The 15,351-nt window shown below is 35.4% G+C and carries 18 protein-coding genes and 1 pseudogene; 10 read left to right on the top strand and 9 right to left on the bottom strand.

Going from position 1 to position 15,351, the window contains the following annotated elements:
* Positions 1 to 141: 141 nt before the first annotated feature.
* The 3 genes from CHHT_RS00955 to CHHT_RS00945 are packed head-to-tail and all read right to left on the bottom strand — an operon-like array spanning position 142 to position 2,032.
* Complete coding sequence (locus CHHT_RS00955; protein ID WP_034962561.1) at positions 142 to 903, bottom strand: UDP-N-acetylmuramate dehydrogenase; 762 nt, start codon at positions 901 to 903, stop codon at positions 142 to 144.
* Complete coding sequence (gene fliQ, locus CHHT_RS00950; protein WP_034962562.1) at positions 900 to 1,166, bottom strand: flagellar biosynthesis protein FliQ; 267 nt, start codon at positions 1,164 to 1,166, stop codon at positions 900 to 902. The genes CHHT_RS00955 and fliQ overlap by 4 nt, the downstream gene beginning before the upstream one ends.
* On the bottom strand, positions 1,166 to 2,032 hold the full coding sequence (locus CHHT_RS00945; protein ID WP_082864060.1) for a menaquinone biosynthesis family protein: 867 nt from the start codon (positions 2,030 to 2,032) through the stop codon (positions 1,166 to 1,168). The genes fliQ and CHHT_RS00945 overlap by 1 nt, the downstream gene beginning before the upstream one ends.
* 100 nt (positions 2,033 to 2,132) lie before the next feature.
* Here CHHT_RS00945 and recA point away from each other — a divergent pair, with 100 nt between their 5' ends.
* The 4 genes from recA to CHHT_RS00925 are packed head-to-tail and all read left to right on the top strand — an operon-like array spanning position 2,133 to position 5,417.
* Positions 2,133 to 3,170: a recombinase RecA gene (recA, locus tag CHHT_RS00940; protein ID WP_034962564.1), complete on the top strand. Its 1,038-nt coding sequence runs from the start codon at positions 2,133 to 2,135 to the stop codon at positions 3,168 to 3,170.
* A complete protein-coding gene (eno, locus tag CHHT_RS00935; protein ID WP_034962565.1) occupies positions 3,170 to 4,423 on the top strand; it encodes a phosphopyruvate hydratase in 1,254 nt (417 codons plus the stop codon). The genes recA and eno overlap by 1 nt, the downstream gene beginning before the upstream one ends.
* Entirely contained in the window at positions 4,420 to 4,701 is a 282-nt protein-coding gene (locus CHHT_RS00930; RefSeq protein ID WP_034962566.1) for a hypothetical protein, read from the top strand. The genes eno and CHHT_RS00930 overlap by 4 nt, the downstream gene beginning before the upstream one ends.
* An 11-nt stretch (positions 4,702 to 4,712) precedes the next feature.
* Positions 4,713 to 5,417 (top strand): AMIN domain-containing protein, encoded by a 705-nt coding sequence (locus CHHT_RS00925; protein ID WP_034962567.1) that lies wholly within the window; start codon positions 4,713 to 4,715, stop codon positions 5,415 to 5,417.
* Between the two features lie 15 nt (positions 5,418 to 5,432).
* Here CHHT_RS00925 and CHHT_RS00920 read toward each other — a convergent pair whose 3' ends face one another.
* Genes CHHT_RS00920 through leuC form a run of 3 tightly spaced genes read right to left on the bottom strand, consistent with a single transcriptional unit; the run spans position 5,433 to position 8,196 of the window.
* Positions 5,433 to 6,380, bottom strand: coding sequence for a phospholipase A (locus CHHT_RS00920; protein WP_051663738.1), 948 nt, complete (start codon positions 6,378 to 6,380; stop codon positions 5,433 to 5,435).
* The gene (locus tag CHHT_RS00915) at positions 6,377 to 6,919 is read right to left on the bottom strand and encodes an NTP transferase domain-containing protein (protein WP_034962568.1); all 543 of its coding nucleotides are present in this window, start codon (positions 6,917 to 6,919) and stop codon (positions 6,377 to 6,379) included. Before CHHT_RS00915 ends, CHHT_RS00920 begins: the two co-directional genes overlap by 4 nt.
* 11 nt (positions 6,920 to 6,930) lie before the next feature.
* Positions 6,931 to 8,196 carry a 3-isopropylmalate dehydratase large subunit gene (gene leuC / locus CHHT_RS00910; protein WP_034962569.1) on the bottom strand — a complete coding sequence of 422 codons (1,266 nt, stop codon included), beginning with the start codon at positions 8,194 to 8,196 and terminating at the stop codon, positions 6,931 to 6,933.
* 56 nt (positions 8,197 to 8,252) lie between these two features.
* Here leuC and CHHT_RS00905 point away from each other — a divergent pair, with 56 nt between their 5' ends.
* The 6 genes and pseudogenes from CHHT_RS00905 to CHHT_RS09375 all read left to right on the top strand — a co-directional run.
* Positions 8,253 to 9,566 carry an NFACT RNA binding domain-containing protein gene (locus tag CHHT_RS00905; protein ID WP_034962570.1) on the top strand — a complete coding sequence of 438 codons (1,314 nt, stop codon included), beginning with the start codon at positions 8,253 to 8,255 and terminating at the stop codon, positions 9,564 to 9,566.
* 36 nt (positions 9,567 to 9,602) lie between these two features.
* Entirely contained in the window at positions 9,603 to 9,824 is a 222-nt protein-coding gene (locus CHHT_RS00900; protein WP_034962571.1) for a MoaD/ThiS family protein, read from the top strand.
* Between the two features lie 2 nt (positions 9,825 to 9,826).
* A complete protein-coding gene (locus tag CHHT_RS00895) occupies positions 9,827 to 10,261 on the top strand; it encodes a molybdopterin synthase catalytic subunit (protein ID WP_034962572.1) in 435 nt (144 codons plus the stop codon).
* Positions 10,262 to 10,271: 10 nt separating this feature from the next.
* On the top strand, positions 10,272 to 10,736 hold the full coding sequence (locus CHHT_RS00890; RefSeq protein ID WP_034962573.1) for a hypothetical protein: 465 nt from the start codon (positions 10,272 to 10,274) through the stop codon (positions 10,734 to 10,736).
* Between the two features lie 241 nt (positions 10,737 to 10,977).
* Entirely contained in the window at positions 10,978 to 11,652 is a 675-nt protein-coding gene (locus tag CHHT_RS09085; RefSeq protein ID WP_082864059.1) for a PDC sensor domain-containing protein, read from the top strand.
* Between the two features lie 592 nt (positions 11,653 to 12,244).
* A pseudogene (locus tag CHHT_RS09375) lies at positions 12,245 to 12,646 on the top strand (methyl-accepting chemotaxis protein); the annotation flags it as partial.
* On the opposite strand, the gene CHHT_RS00875 reads toward CHHT_RS09375, so the two are convergent.
* The 3 genes from CHHT_RS00875 to CHHT_RS00865 form a co-directional block, all read right to left on the bottom strand.
* Positions 12,627 to 13,052 carry a GNAT family N-acetyltransferase gene (locus CHHT_RS00875; protein WP_059430794.1) on the bottom strand — a complete coding sequence of 142 codons (426 nt, stop codon included), beginning with the start codon at positions 13,050 to 13,052 and terminating at the stop codon, positions 12,627 to 12,629. The pseudogene CHHT_RS09375 and the gene CHHT_RS00875 sit on opposite strands and share 20 nt — an antisense overlap.
* Positions 13,049 to 14,041 (bottom strand): DUF2156 domain-containing protein, encoded by a 993-nt coding sequence (locus CHHT_RS00870; RefSeq protein ID WP_064019600.1) that lies wholly within the window; start codon positions 14,039 to 14,041, stop codon positions 13,049 to 13,051. The genes CHHT_RS00875 and CHHT_RS00870 overlap by 4 nt, the downstream gene beginning before the upstream one ends.
* Positions 14,042 to 14,113: 72 nt before the next feature.
* Positions 14,114 to 15,298, bottom strand: coding sequence for a molybdopterin molybdotransferase MoeA (locus CHHT_RS00865; protein WP_034963949.1), 1,185 nt, complete (start codon positions 15,296 to 15,298; stop codon positions 14,114 to 14,116).
* Positions 15,299 to 15,351: the final 53 nt, after the last annotated feature.

The following is a 15,351-nucleotide window of genomic DNA, read 5'->3' as shown; positions in this document are numbered from 1 at the left end:
TAAAAAAGAGTGGGAATTATACCTAAAACTTTTTTGTTTGTCAATAACATTGATTTATTTTTAAGCACAAAACTAAAATACGAATTTTACTAAGCTACAACATTTCAAAACATAAAAAGCTCAAAATAAAATATCAAAACGTTACAAGATCACGACTTCACTTTTTAACTCTACACCGAATTTGTCTAAAACTCGCTCTTTGGCTAAATTTATAAGGCTCAAAGCATCTTCAAATTTACCACCACCATAATTTATCAAAAAATTCGCATGCACCTCACTAAATCCGCAATCCCCTATCCTAAATCCTTTTAGCCCAACACTCTCGAGTAAAGCTCCAGCGTAATGTCCTGGCGGATTTGCAAAACAAGAACCAAAACTAGCGCCTTTTGGTTGGTTTGCCCTTTTTGCATTTAACACTTTAAATAGTTCATCATCAAACTCACGTATCACTTCAAAACTAGCTTCAAATATCACGCCTTTGATATTTGAATGACGATAGCTAAAGCCGCACTCTTTTTTAGAAAATTCACCATAACTAGTGGTTATATTTTTTAAGTTCAAGCTGATCTCGTGCTCTTTTACTCCGGCGTTCATAGTGATCATTCCACCAATGCTACCAGGGATTTTTTTTATAAACTCAAATCCTCCGATATTATGATCTTTGGCAAATTTAAAAAGCTTTGCACTGCTAGTTTTTGCGCCCACTTTTAAGATACGGTTTTCAAATTTGATATAGTCGAATTTAGAGCTTAAAATCCCCATTTTAGGTGGATTTGGCGAGATCAAAATATTATTTGCACCGCCTATCATCACTCCGCTGAATTCACGTATCTCGTCTATAAGTTCTACATCAAAAACTCCGCCGATCTTAACAGAGCTAAATTTAGAAAAGTCGATCTTCATTGTATAAAAGTCGGTATCATATTTAAAATTCTAGCCGTAAAATCCGTCATTTGGTTCATCATCCAAGGCATTAGGAAGATGATTATCACGACGACTAAAATGATCTTTGGTACAAAGCTCAAAGTCATTTCGTTTATTTGAGTCGTAGCTTGAAATATACTAATAAGAAGTCCGGCAATAAGACCGGCTAAAAGCATAGGGAGACTTATCATAAGAGTAAGCTTAAAAGTCTCGACTCCAAGCCCTATAAGATCGCTTTGCATCAGGCGTTTCTGCTTTCTAAATACTCAGTAGGGATAAAATTTGGCTCTGCTTTTATAAGGTTAGGATAAAATCCGTGTTCAAAACCTAGCTCAAAAAGCCTATCTAACGCTTTTATCTGAAGTTTGTCCATACTTATAGAGCTATCATTTGCATATAAATTTAGATAAATTTCAAGTTTTTTATCATCTACTCTGACTAAATTTCGCTCTAAAAGCATTTTGCAAAGTAATTTTTTATTTTTATTTGCGATATCTACGGCTTTTGTCAAAACTCTTTCACACTCTATAGCGTCAGTTAGAGGCAAGCTTCTTCGCACTGCCATTCCACCAAGTGGCAATGGCAAAGTATCATCATTTCTAAACTCACACCAGATATCCCAAATTTCACGCTCCACACAAAGCTCACTGCTAAAGTCCAAAATACTTTCGTGTATAAGTACGCCAGCATCTACTTCACCACTTAAAACAGCACTTTCTATCTCCAAAAAGTTCTTATAAATCACCCTAGCTTTTGGATAGGCTATCTTAAATAAAAGCGCATTTGTAGTATGCTCGCCGCTTAAAGCAACTTTGAAATTCGGTTTTAAGCTCACGCCTTTTTTCTTGATAAGTTTTGGACCATACCCATTACCAAAACTCACAGCAGTCCGTAGAAGTGCGTAATCTTCCCAAATGAATGGATACAGACCAAAGCTTATAGCAGTCGTGTCATAAGTGCCTTTTAACGCTTCGAAATTTAGAGTTTGGATATCAGATGGGGTATTAGAAAACGAGAGTTTTTCACTACCGATCCAACCAAATTTGATAGCCTCGTACATAAAGATATCATCGGCATCTGGAGAATGAGCTACTGTTATATTTTTCAAAATTGCACCTTTTTTTGACTTTTTGTTAGCAGTGTATTCAAATTTAGCTTAATTTTTAATACTTTTTGATAAAATGGCTCAAATTTTTGCAAGGAAAAATATGGATGAAAATAAGAAAAAAAGCTTAGATTTAGCTTTAAAGCAGATCGATAAAGCTTTTGGAAAAGGCACTATTTTAAGACTAGGAGATAAAGAGTTTGAGCCAATCGACAGTATCAGTACAGGCTCTATAGGACTTGATATCGCTCTTGGCATCGGCGGCATTCCAAAAGGTAGGATTATCGAAATTTACGGACCTGAAAGCTCAGGTAAGACAACTCTTACTTTACACCTCATAGCAGAATGTCAAAAAGCCGGCGGAGTTTGCGCGTTTGTAGATGCAGAGCACGCACTAGACGTAAAATACGCAGGAAATTTAGGCGTTGATACTGAAAATTTATATATATCACAACCAGATTTCGGCGAACAAGCTCTTGATATCGTAGAAACTCTAGCTAGAAGCGGCGCAGTTGATCTCATAGTCATAGATAGCGTCGCGGCGCTCACTCCAAAAAGCGAGATAGAAGGCGATATGGGAGATCAACACGTCGGACTTCAAGCAAGACTTATGAGTCAAGCACTTAGAAAACTAACTGGCATAGTACATAAAATGGGGACTACGGTTGTATTTATCAACCAAATTCGTATGAAAATCGGTGCCATGGGATATGGTACTCCTGAGACTACGACTGGCGGAAACGCACTCAAATTTTACGCTTCAGTTCGTCTTGACGTACGCAAAATCGCCACTTTAAAACAGAGCGACGAGCCTATCGGAAACCGCGTAAAAGTAAAAGTCGTAAAAAATAAAGTCGCGCCTCCATTCAAACAAGCCGAATTTGACATAATGTTTGGTGAAGGTATAAGCAAAGAAGGTGAGATAATAGACTATGGTGTAAAACTTGATATTATCGATAAAAGCGGCGCTTGGTTTAGTTATGACAACAGCAAGCTAGGACAAGGAAGAGAAAACTCAAAAGCATTTTTAAAAGAAAACAAAGCAGTAGCAGAAGCAATCATAGAAAAAATACGTGCAAACATGGACGATGGTGTTATGAGTAGCACGGATATAGATGAAGAAGATTTAGGAGAAGAATAATGCCTGTTATAAAAAGTGTAAAAGCGATAGAGGTTTTGGATAGTAGAGGAAATCCAACATTAAAAGTAAAAGTAAAACTATGCGACGGTAGCGTTGGTGATGCTATCGTGCCAAGCGGTGCAAGTACCGGTAAACGAGAAGCCTTAGAGCTAAGAGACGGCGACAAAAGCAAATTCGGCGGAAAAGGCGTTTTAAAAGCCGTAAATAACGTAAATACGTTAATAGCAGAAGAAGTAAGCGGTATGGACGCGCTCGACCAAAAAGCTATAGACGATGCTATGCTAGGACTTGATGGCACAGACAACTACTCAAATTTAGGTGCAAACGCAGTTCTTGGCGTATCGATGGCAGTAGCTCGCGCAGCCGCAAATAGTCTAAATTTGCCACTTTATAGATACCTTGGCGGCACAAATGCCTGCACGTTGCCCGTTCCTATGTTTAACATAATAAATGGCGGAGCTCACGCAAACAACAGTGTAGATTTTCAAGAATTTATGGTAATGCCTTTTGGTTTTTCAAGCTTTAGCGATGCTTTGCGTGCCGTAGCTGAAATATACCAAACACTTAAAAAGATCCTAAATGACTTAGGACATAGCACGGCCGTTGGCGATGAGGGCGGATTTGCTCCAAATTTAAAAGACAATGAAGAACCCATAAAAATCATTATGGAAGCTATAGCAAAAGCCGGATACAAGGCCGGAGAGCAGATCAAAATCGCTCTTGACGTAGCTAGTAGCGAACTGTACGAAGACGGTGTTTATAAACTTGAGGGTAGAACGCTAACAAGCAAAGAACTAGTAGATAGATATGAAGAACTTTGCAACAAATATCCGATATTTTCTATCGAAGACGGACTTAGCGAAGACGATTGGGAGGGCTGGAAACTGCTAACAGATAGACTTGGTAGCAAAGTTCAGCTCGTCGGAGACGATCTATTTGTAACAAATGAAAAAATCCTAAAAGTCGGTATAGAAAAAGGCATAGCAAACGCTATACTTATAAAACCAAATCAAATAGGTTCAGTAAGTCAAACCATGCAAACAGTGCGTCTAGCTCAAAGAAATGGTTATCGCTGCATTATGAGCCACAGAAGTGGCGAGAGTGAAGATAGCTTTATAGCTGACTTTGCAGTAGCATTAAACACTGGCGAGATAAAAACAGGAGCTACAAGCAGAAGCGAGAGAAACGCAAAATACAACCGTTTACTTGAGATCGAGCTTGAAACTAGTGAGTATTTGGGGGATAAAATTTGAATGAAATTTTAGATGAGCTAAGCGTCCCTAAAAAAAAGACTAATAGCTCTTTTAAATTTCTAATATTATATCTTGGAGCAGCTTTTTTTGTAGTTGTCGCAGGAATTTACGTAGGAAATGCACTTTTTGGTTCACGCTCTCTTGATGTGATGATAGATCTTCACAATCAAAAAAATAGCTTGAAAACAGAAGTACAAAAACTACAAGAGGCAAACTCGGCACTACAAAAAGAGTATTTTGAGCTTATAGGCTTAGATCCGGATAATTACAACAAATAAATGGGCAATATATGAAACGATTTTTAACTTTATTAGCTTTTGCGTCTATTTTTTACGGACGTGAAAATCCATTTTTACCGAGCGATATCAATGAAACTGATATGGTCGCATCAAACGTCATTGAGAGCGCTCCAGCATTTGAAACAAAGATAATCAAATTTCCAAGCGATGCTAGAGAGCTAACTCATGCGGTTTTTTATTATAAAAGTATAGACGGTAGCATAAAACAAAAGATCATAGATATAAATGGAAGTTTTGATTGGCACGATGAGTTCGTGCTAAGAAATCAAGCAAATCCAAACAAAAGCGCCACAAAGATCTTAGACGTATCAGTAACCAGCAAACCAGATATCAAAAAAGAAAATGTAAATATAGGTCTAAATACCACAAAAGCACCTAAAATAGAGCCCCCACTTAAAAACGTAAATTTTTCAAAACTTGTTAAATTTGATATTTATAACTCAAAAATCAATATCTTTACCAAAGACGAGAAGATCCGTGATTTTATCATCGATCAGCCAAACAAGATCGTCATAGACTTTAAAAGACCAAAAACAAGCCTAAATACTAAAACGTTAAAAGTGGATAAAGGGGTAGTAAAAAAGATAACTTTTGGATCGCACGAAGAGTTTTATAGAGTAGTTATATGGCTGGATGGAAACTATCATTATGGTATCAGACAAAGCGAGGGCGGCTATACTCTCATCCTTAAATAAGCTAGAAAATCTAGCTTATTTAAAAAACAAAAATCCTATGCCTATTTTATTTGTATGTTTATCGTAATCCACTAAATTCTCTGCGTAACCGTTAAAGTACTGGATATATCCATAAAGTCCCGTATAAAATAGTGGAAACATCCATCCAAGCTCAGCAGATCCTCTATTTGTTTTATCAAAATGAAGGTTATTTGTAAGCTTTAGACTAAATATATGCTTGTTAAATTTATAGAACATACTCACATCGCCATTTCCTGCGTAATCCTTAATATCTGGATTGTCATCATCGTGTTCTGGGATTCTCCACCAAAGACGCGGAGCTATGCTAAAATTATCATAAACAAAATTTCCCCTTAGATAAACCCTATTCCAAGAACGCGACTGCTCGCCGTCTTTACCGTTTGAACTATGCAAAACTCCAAGCTGGAAATTTTTTAAACTCGGAATTTCTAAGATATCTGTAGGAAAATTTACAAAGAATTCAGGCTCATAATTACTCTCTCTAAATGGAGATGAATCTTTTGAAGTTTGCCACCACGAACGCTGAGTATAACCAAAATATAAGGTTTCATCTAAACCGAAAATATCTCTAACAAGAGGTTTTTTAACACTTATTTGAAATTTAGTCTCAAATTTCTTGCGTCCGTCATTTGGTATATTTTTTGTATAAGTTGCTGGTAAAAGATAATTTGTATGAAAAGTTTCAAGACCGAAAAAACCGGTTATCGGCTCATCTGTATGAGCAAAATTCATGCTATGATCTTGCTTTTTATCGATTTGCGGCTCCTCGCTTAGATCTTTTATATCTAAAGCAGCTTTCGCTGCTTGCTTATAGAAAAAAAGTGCATTTTTCGTATCTCCATTTTTTTCAAATTCACCAGCTTTTTTGTATAGCTCATCAGCTGAGTTTGCATAAGCTATCAAGCATAAACTTGAAATCAAAACAGATATCTTTAACATCATCTTACAAGCTCATAATCAGCCTGAGTGTTTAAATTTAAAAACTGCTTTTTATCTTTAAATTCAGTCATAGCAGTAGGACAAAGATCTCGCAAAAGTGAGACTTTTTGCATACCATTTTTTAACAAAGACTGCGCTGCTAGGCTCACTTTAGGATTATAAAATCCACAAAGCCCATGCACAAACTCGCCGTCTCTTGGAAGAGATATATCGTTATTTTTTAAATTTAAATACAGCTCTTTTATCGTTTCAAGTTTTACAAACGGTGTATCTGCAGCTATGATGAAAACCGGCTCATCATAGTTTTTATCTAAATTTGCTATGACTTTTAAGACGGAAAACTCACCAAAATCATCGATCAAAACAGGAAGTTTAGGCTCAAATTTATCATTTTTTGCGCTGATTTTAACATCTTCAAAAATCTTGCTTAAACGCTCAAATAAAAAGTGCGTAATGCTAGGATAATCTTTGTAAGCAAGAAGCGTTTTATCGCTTCCCATTCTGCTACTTTTTCCTCCTGCCAAAATCAGTGCATTTTTCACGTTTGACTTTCTTATAGCACTCTTGGATCTGCTATCTTACCAGCTATCGCAGAAGCCGCCGCGACTGCAGAGTTTGCAAGATACACTTCGCTAGTTCTATCGCCCATTCTGCCTACAAAGTTTCTATTTGTAGTGCTCACGCATCTCTCCCCTGCCCCTAAAATCCCCATATATCCACCAAGACAAGCTCCACATGTAGGGTTGCTGACCACAGCTCCTGCTTCTACAAAGATATCCATAAGCCCTTCTTTTTGCGCTGCAAGTGCGATCTTTTGCGTAGCTGGAGTGATGATGAGCCTAGTGTGCTTAGCTACTCTTTTTCCTTTTAAAATTCCAGCAGCTATCCTAAGATCGCTAAGACGTCCATTCGTACAGCTTCCTATAAACACTTGATCTATTTTTAGGTCGTCTTTCAAAGCCTCATTTATGCTTTTTCCATTGCTCGGTAAAAACGGATACGCGATAACAGGATCAAGCTTACTCACATCTATGCGTAAAATTTGCTCATAGTTTGCGTCCTCATCACTATAGTGGAACTTTGGTTTTGAACGTAAATTTTTACTAGCTAAAAATTCTTTTGTTATATCATCTACTGCGATTATACCGCTTTTTCCGCCTGCTTCTATAGCCATATTACATAAACTAAAACGGCTATCCATATCAAGATATTTCATAGCGTCCCCGCAAAACTCTAAAGCTTTGTATAAAGCTCCATCAACACCGATTTGACGTATAACTTCAAGTATCAAATCCTTGCCGTAGATGTGCTTCGCAGGTTTTCCCACGAACTCAACTTTTATGGTCGCAGGTACTTTAAACCAGTTTTTACCAGTTATCATAGCATAAGCCAAATCCGTGCTTCCCATTCCCGTGCTAAACGCGCCAAGAGCACCGTGTGTACAGGTGTGAGAATCTGCTCCTATGATAACATCTCCTGGTACTACAAGACCTTTTTCTGGCATCAAAGCGTGTTCGATGCCCATATCTTTTTCATCAAAAAAGTTCTTTAGATCATGTTCATAAGCAAAATCACGACTGATTTTTGCCTGATTTGCGCTTGCTATATCTTTAGCCGGGATATAATGATCCATTACTATAGCAAAACCGTCTGGATTTGCTAGTTTTTTTGCTCCACTCTCCTTAAAAGCCTTTATAGAGATCGGCGTAGTGATGTCATTTCCTATGACCATATCGATCTTACTTTCTACTATTTGCCCCGCATAAACAGCGTGTCCAACATGCTCGCTAAAAATTTTTTCAGTAATAGTTTGTTTCATGATTTTCCTTAGCTAAATTTGGTCTATTGTAGCAAATTTTTGGTATAATCAGGCTTATGAAGTACAAAATTTTAACTCGTATCTCAGAGTTTTTAACCAAATTTAAAAAAATAAATAACATCAAAAGAGTTGATGATTTGGCTTTGCAAATCACGTTTGATGGGAATTATTCTTTAGTTTTTGATCTAAATAAAAGCAGCTCTAGCATCTATAAAACAGATGAAAAGATAGCTTTTAAAGAGTATAAAGCTCCATTTGATATAATGCTCAAAAAACGCCTAAACTCAGCCAAGATAGATAGCATAGAAACGCTAAAAAACAACAGGATACTGAAAATACAAGCAAGCCTTAGCGGCTCATATAAGAAGGTAAATTCAGTTTTATATCTAGAATTTACCGGACGATTTACAAATATCATTTTAACAGATGAAAACGGTATCATCTTAGAAGCCTTAAGGCATATGCAAAACGATAAAAGAGTCATAAAACCGGCCAAAAAATTAATCATGCTTGAGCCATTTGACATAAAAGAAAGTGATTGTGAGCAGATCACTGACTTTGACGAATATTTTCAAAACGAATTCTTAAAACTCAAAACGAAAAGATTAGAAAATTTAAAATCTGCGAAATTGGCGAACTTAGATAAAAAAATATCGAGTTTAAAAGCTAGCTTAGATAAGCTTGAAAGCAAGGAATTTTTAGAAGCAAAGAGTAAAGAGCTAAATAAAAACGCGAGCCTTATAATCTCAAATTTATATCTTTTACAAGGATTTCAAAGAGAGTTAAATTTGATTGACGAAGATGGCAACAATATAAATTTAAAGCTAAATGATACTCCAAAAAATAGTGCAAATGCTATGTTTAAAGAAAGTAAAAAGCTAAAACAAAAAGCAGCAAGCATAGAGATAGAGCGCTCAAATTTAAATGAAAAAATAGACTTTTTACTCAAACTAAAAAATGCTATAAACCTAGCAAATACCAGCAGCGAGTTACTCATCATATCGCCTAAAAAATCGCTAAATAAAAACAGTGCTAAATTTAGCGACATAGTTCGTGATTTTTACGTAGGCGAGTTTAAGATCAGTGTCGGAAAGAATGAAAAAGGGAATGCATTTTTACTTAAAAACGCAAAAAAAGATGATTTTTGGTTTCATCTAAAAGATATCAAAAGCGCTCACGTCATCTTAAAGACAAATAAACAAAATTTGAGTGAAGATATCATAAATTTTGCTGCAAAACTTTGTATAAATTTTAGCACTAGCGAACGCGGAAGCTACAACGTCGATTATACGAAAAGGCAAAACGTCAAAGTCGTAAATGAAGCCTTTGTAAATTATGTAAATTACAAAACAGTAGGAATTAAAATTTAATATCATAAGATATGATTATATTTTAAAGGAGAAAATATGGTAAAAGTCGAGTTTTTAGGGCCGATAAATACGGACGCTTTAGAGCTAGATGTAGCAAATTTAAGGCAGTTAAAAGAGATCTTAAATAAAAATGAGAATCTCAAAGAGTGGCTAAAACTCTGCGCCGTTGCACTAAATGACGAGATCGTTACGGATCTTGATACTCCTTTAAAAAACGGTGATAAAATTTGTATATTACCGCCAGTTTGTGGGGGCTAAATATGGAACTATACAACGGCGAACTAAACGTCACTGAGATAACAAACCGCTGGTTTATACAAAATAAAGATAAAAATTACGGCGCTATCATAACCTTTGTAGGCGTTGTGCGAGATGAAGACGGCATAGACGGCCTTAGTTTTGATATCTATGAACCGCTGCTCAAAAAATGGTTTGATGCGTGGCAAGAAAAGGCAAAAGAAAAAAATGCTACTATATTTATGGCACATTCAAAAGGCGACGTGTTAAATCACGCCTCAAGCTTCATAGCAGGTGTGCTAAGTCCAAAAAGGAAAGTAGCACTAAGTCTTATAAATGACTTTGTGGAGGATTTTAAAGCAAACGCTCCGATCTGGAAATATGATCTAAAAAACGCCCAAAGAATCTATGCCAAAGATAGAAGTCAAGCGATAAATGGAGCTGGGATTTTAAGCTAAGGAGTATAAAATGAAAAAGTTACTAGTTTTTATAGTTTTTGCAAGTTTTTTATTTGCCAGCAGTGTTACTGCTACTTTTATAGGCAAAACTGGAAAGTTGAGTTTAGAGCTATCTGGTATAAATATAAATTATAACTTTGTAGGTGAGCCAACAATACCAAACTCAAAATCCGATGGCATATTATCAAAATATGCAAAAAGCATCTCATTTTCTATCAATGAGCAAGAAAACAACTCTAAAGAGCTTCTTAAATTTATATCTAAAAATGATAAAATAGATCTCATAATAAAAACAAATATGGAAGGCACTCTTAGCACCTATACGCTCAAAGATGTGAAAGCCTACGACTTCTCTACTTCATACTCAAGCTATATTAATTATGAAAATAACACTACTTCGCCACTTACTTCAAGCACATACTTTTCATTTTACTATGAAAATTTAGAGTTAGACGGGGTAAAATTGACAAAATAAGCAAAAATTTAAAACCCGCTTAAGTGCCGTAACAATATAAGTTTATTATGTAAAAAAAATTTATTTTAGCTTATTTTTTAATAAATTTTTAATACCAAATTCTTAATTTATTTAATTTAATCTAACCTTAAAAATATTATTTATCTGAGAAATACCATGAAAAGAAAAAGTATAGCCAGAAAGGTATCATTTGGAGTGTCGCTACTCTTTATAATTTTGCTTGCGATTCTAAGTTATATAAATTTATTCAGACTTAAAAGCCAACACGACAGAATTATTAGTAAATGAAAGAGAGAAAGTCACTCAATCAGCTGAGTCGTTATTAAAAACGCAATTTGGAGATGATATCAACACCGTAGAAAGTCTAGCCAAACTGCTTGGTTCAAGCAACTATAGCAACGAAGAAGTAAAAAAGACATTAAAAGTCATAGAAAACTCTTCAAACTTTGACTTGATGTTTGTCGGCTATCAAAATGACGGTATGATGATACGCTCAAATGGTAATTCTCACCTACCTACAGACAAATACGATCCTAGAAAACGTTCTTGGTATCAAGAAGTTATCAAAGAAAACAAGACTATCATTTCAGAGCCTTATATCAGTGCCACCGGACAAAGACTATCTATTACTATTGCAGCCCCTATATATTCAAATAATACATTAATAGGAGTTGTCGGCGCAGATACAGCCATAGATAAATTAAGCAAGGAATTTGTAGAACTAGGAAATGCCGAAGGAGCATATATACTTTTGATGGATAAAAATGCAAAAGTGATTATGCATCCAACCAGTGAATACATAGGCAAAGCACTAAATGCTACAAAAGAGATACTTAAGAACTATCAAAACAAAAACTTTGATAAATACGGCAGAGTAAGCTATACTCACGAAAATGGGTCTCAAAAACTTCTTTGACTTCCTAAACCATAAAAATAACAATCCAAAAGATATAAAACTAAACTCTAATGATGAGTTTGGAGTAATGGCTAAAATGATCAATGAAAACATAAATTTAGTCAAAGAGAATTTAAATCAAGACTCTATAGCTGTAAATGAGTCTCTTCAAAGAGCAAAAGAGGTAGAAAACGGAAATCTAAGTGTAAGAATAACTTCTAAACCAGCATCACCAGGATTAAATCAATTAAAAGATGTATTAAATAATATGTTATCTGCATTAGAACAAAAGATAGGAAGTGATATAAACGTTATTCAAAACACGTTTGATAGCTTTAAGAATTTAGACTTCACTAGTAAGATACCAGAGGCTAAAGGTGAAGTAGAAAAAGTAACTAATCTACTTGGTAATGAGATCACAAAGATGCTAAGCGATAACCTAGCTCAAGCAAATAATCTACAAGAAAAAGCAAATAGTCTAAAAACTCTAGTAGATAGTTTAAATACTTCAACTAAATCTCAATCAGATAGTCTTCAAGAAAGTGCAGCTGCTGTTGAAGAGATGAGTAGTTCTATGGAAGCTATAAATGAAAGAACTGCTGAAGTTATAAAACAAAGCGAAGATATCAAAAACATCATAACTATCATAAGAGATATTGCTGATCAAACAAATCTTTTAGCACTAAATGCTGCCATTGAAGCAGCCAGAGCTGGAGAGCATGGACGTGGATTTGCAGTAGTTGCAGATGAAGTTAGAAAACTAGCTGAGAGAACTCAAAAATCTCTAGGAGAGATTGAAGCAAATGTAAATATCTTAAGTCAAAGCATAAATGAAGTATCTCAAAGTATCAATGAGCAAACAGAAGCTATAAATCAAATAAGTCATAGCGTAGTAAGTGTTGATGAGCTAACTAAACAAAATGTTACTATAGCAAGTGATACTAATAGAGTTACTAAAGAAGTAGAAGGTATTGCTGATATTATAGTTAGTGAAGTTAAGAAGAAGAAATTTTAAGCATCAAAACGCCGTCACCACCGCCATTGTAGTAACGCGGTAAAGTTTTTTTGACGCTAAAGCCGAGCTTTTTATATAAGCTTATGGCTGGAGCGTTGTCGCTTCTAACTTCAAGTCTAAGAGAGCCAAATTTAGCACAAACTAGATCTAAAAGTTTGCTAGCGACGCCTTTGCCTCTAGCATCTTTACTGACTGCTAAAGAGTAAATTCTAGGCACTTTAAATTTGTTTAGCACCAAAATATAGCCTAAAATTTGCTCATTTTCTATAGCTTTTATAAGATAGTTATTTTTGATGTGATATCTGAAATTTGCTTTTGAAAGTGGAAAATTAAACTCATCAAATACGCTAAGTTCCAGCTTTTCAAGCTCATTTATATCTTTTAAATTTGCTTTTGTTAGTTTCATAGTTTTTGATAGATCGAGTATTTTACTTCAAGACTATTTGGGCGATAGCTCATCTTTACTTTTTTCAAGTTCTCAAATCCCATATCGTCTCCGACATTTATAAAATCACAGTCGTATTTGCTTTTTAACACTTTTGAAAACTCTCTAAAAATAAACTGAGCCGAACCCAAAGTCGCAAAATCTGTCTTTTCGATGATCACGCTAGCCACTCCTTCATTTATCCGCTCGCCAACTGTAAAGCCTTTTAGCGTATCATCGATAAATAAAACAATACCGATAAGCTCTAGCTCAGCGTAGTGATCAAGCATCCTTTTTATCGCCGCTTTTTCTTGATAAATTCCTTCTAAAAAATCATCTACGTTTTGGCTCGGCATATATTTTATACGCTCACTGACCCATACGTTTGCTAAATTTATTATCTCTTCTCTATGTAAATTCGGCTCAAGCGTTTCTATCTTAAAGTTTGGATATGTGTTTTTAAATTTATTTATCTCCGTGCGTTTTGTGTGGTACGAGTTGCCTCTTAATTCTATTAGATCATCGCTCTTGTAGATATAATCCACCAAGCGTTTTTCAAATATATAGTCCTCAAAGACATCGAAGATATCGGCGCCTTTTTCTATCTGCTCGGCAAATTTCTCTAGTATGCTTCCTGCTACGTAGTCTATCCTAGAATAATGCTGTTTCGTGTTGTTTTCATTCATGATTTCAAAACATTTTACGATAGCTTTTTTGAGATTTGATATCTTGCCAAGTGGCGGTAAAAGCATACTTAGCTCACTTCCTGCCATACAAAATAGACAAAAGCTATCTTCGATAATAGCATAAAATCCACTTGCATTTTCAAGCCAAATATAGTTTGCCGCGAATGTATAATCGCTTATATCGACTTCAAGTTCTGTACCAAGGAGGCTTAGATATCGCTCTATCAACGGTTTTGATTTGATGCTGAATTTATTAAATTCGACATCGTTTATGACAAATTTCATTTCGTCTCTTTGTTGTAAATTTGGGCGCAATTATACAACTTATATTGTAAATTTAATCCAAATTTTATGCATTTAAACCATTGTTATGTATTCTACTATTTCGCCTTTTTTTAAGCTAGTTTTAGCTCGTAATAATACGGCTTTGTTGTTTAAATTTGTAACTATCGCCGATGAGCCTGATTTTTTAGTCGAAGTAGATATCTTTATAACTCCGTTTTCGTTTACTGTGCTTGCTGCGCTAAACTCTTCAAAAGGCGATTTTTTATGATAATCCTCTGCTAAAATCGCTTTAAATTTGTAGTTTTCTTTCACTCCAAGTAGTTTGTCTATAAACTCTCTGAAATAAAGAGCGCAAGTCACCATAGCCGAATACGGAAATCCAGGAAGCGCAAATATGTATTTTTCGCCTAGTTTTGCTACTTTTATATGACGACCTGGCTTGATAGCAGCCTTATTTACTACTATTTCGAATTCTTTTACAATATCACGCATAAAATCAAAATCCCCAACACTCACTCCTCCTGTCGTGATGATGAAATCCACACTTTTTAAAGTGTTTATAACGGTTTGTTTTATCAAGTCATGATCGTCTTTTATAATAGGCAATGTAATGACTTCGCAATTCATACAAGCTACCATATTTGCGATGGCAATATGGTTTGAGCTATGAATTTGAGCATTGTTTTTAGGTCTCTCACCGATATCTACTATCTCACTACCGGTACTAAGAACCGCGACTTTTGGACGCAAATATACATTTACGTAGCTGATCCCAAGTTCGGCTAAAAGTCCAAGCTCCGAGTAGCCGAGTTTTGTGCCTTTTTTAATAAGAATATCATTTTTTTTGTAGCTTTCTCCTACTGGACGCACGGCAAAACCTTTTGCGACTCCTTGCAATATTTCTATATTTTCACCTTCTACGTTTACATTTTCGATCGGGATTATCGTATCGCTACCATCGCAAAGAAGAGCTCCTGTGAATGTTTTTAAACATTCTCCATTTTTTAAATTTATACTTTTGCTTTGTGAGCCCGCTGGAAGTGAACCCAAAATCTTTAGTTTTTTTAGTTTTAGATCTTCAAATTTGATAGCGTATCCATCCATAGCCGATGTAGGAAATTCCGGATAATCACGCCTAGCAACGATATCTTCACAAGCTATCCTATCTCTAGCCGCGCTAAGTGGTATGCGCTCGATCCTATCCCACGGACTAACTGCGCCTAATAAATCATTTAAACTTTCATCATAACTTTTCATTTTTATTCCCAAATATATCATTTTTTAGGATTTTAACATAAGTTTGCAAATTT

This window comes from Campylobacter hyointestinalis subsp. hyointestinalis (assembly GCF_013372145.1).
Classification (GTDB): Bacteria; Campylobacterota; Campylobacteria; order Campylobacterales; family Campylobacteraceae; genus Campylobacter; species Campylobacter hyointestinalis.
Note: the sequence above shows the minus strand (reverse complement) of the source record. Positions and strands in the feature narration are given on the sequence as shown.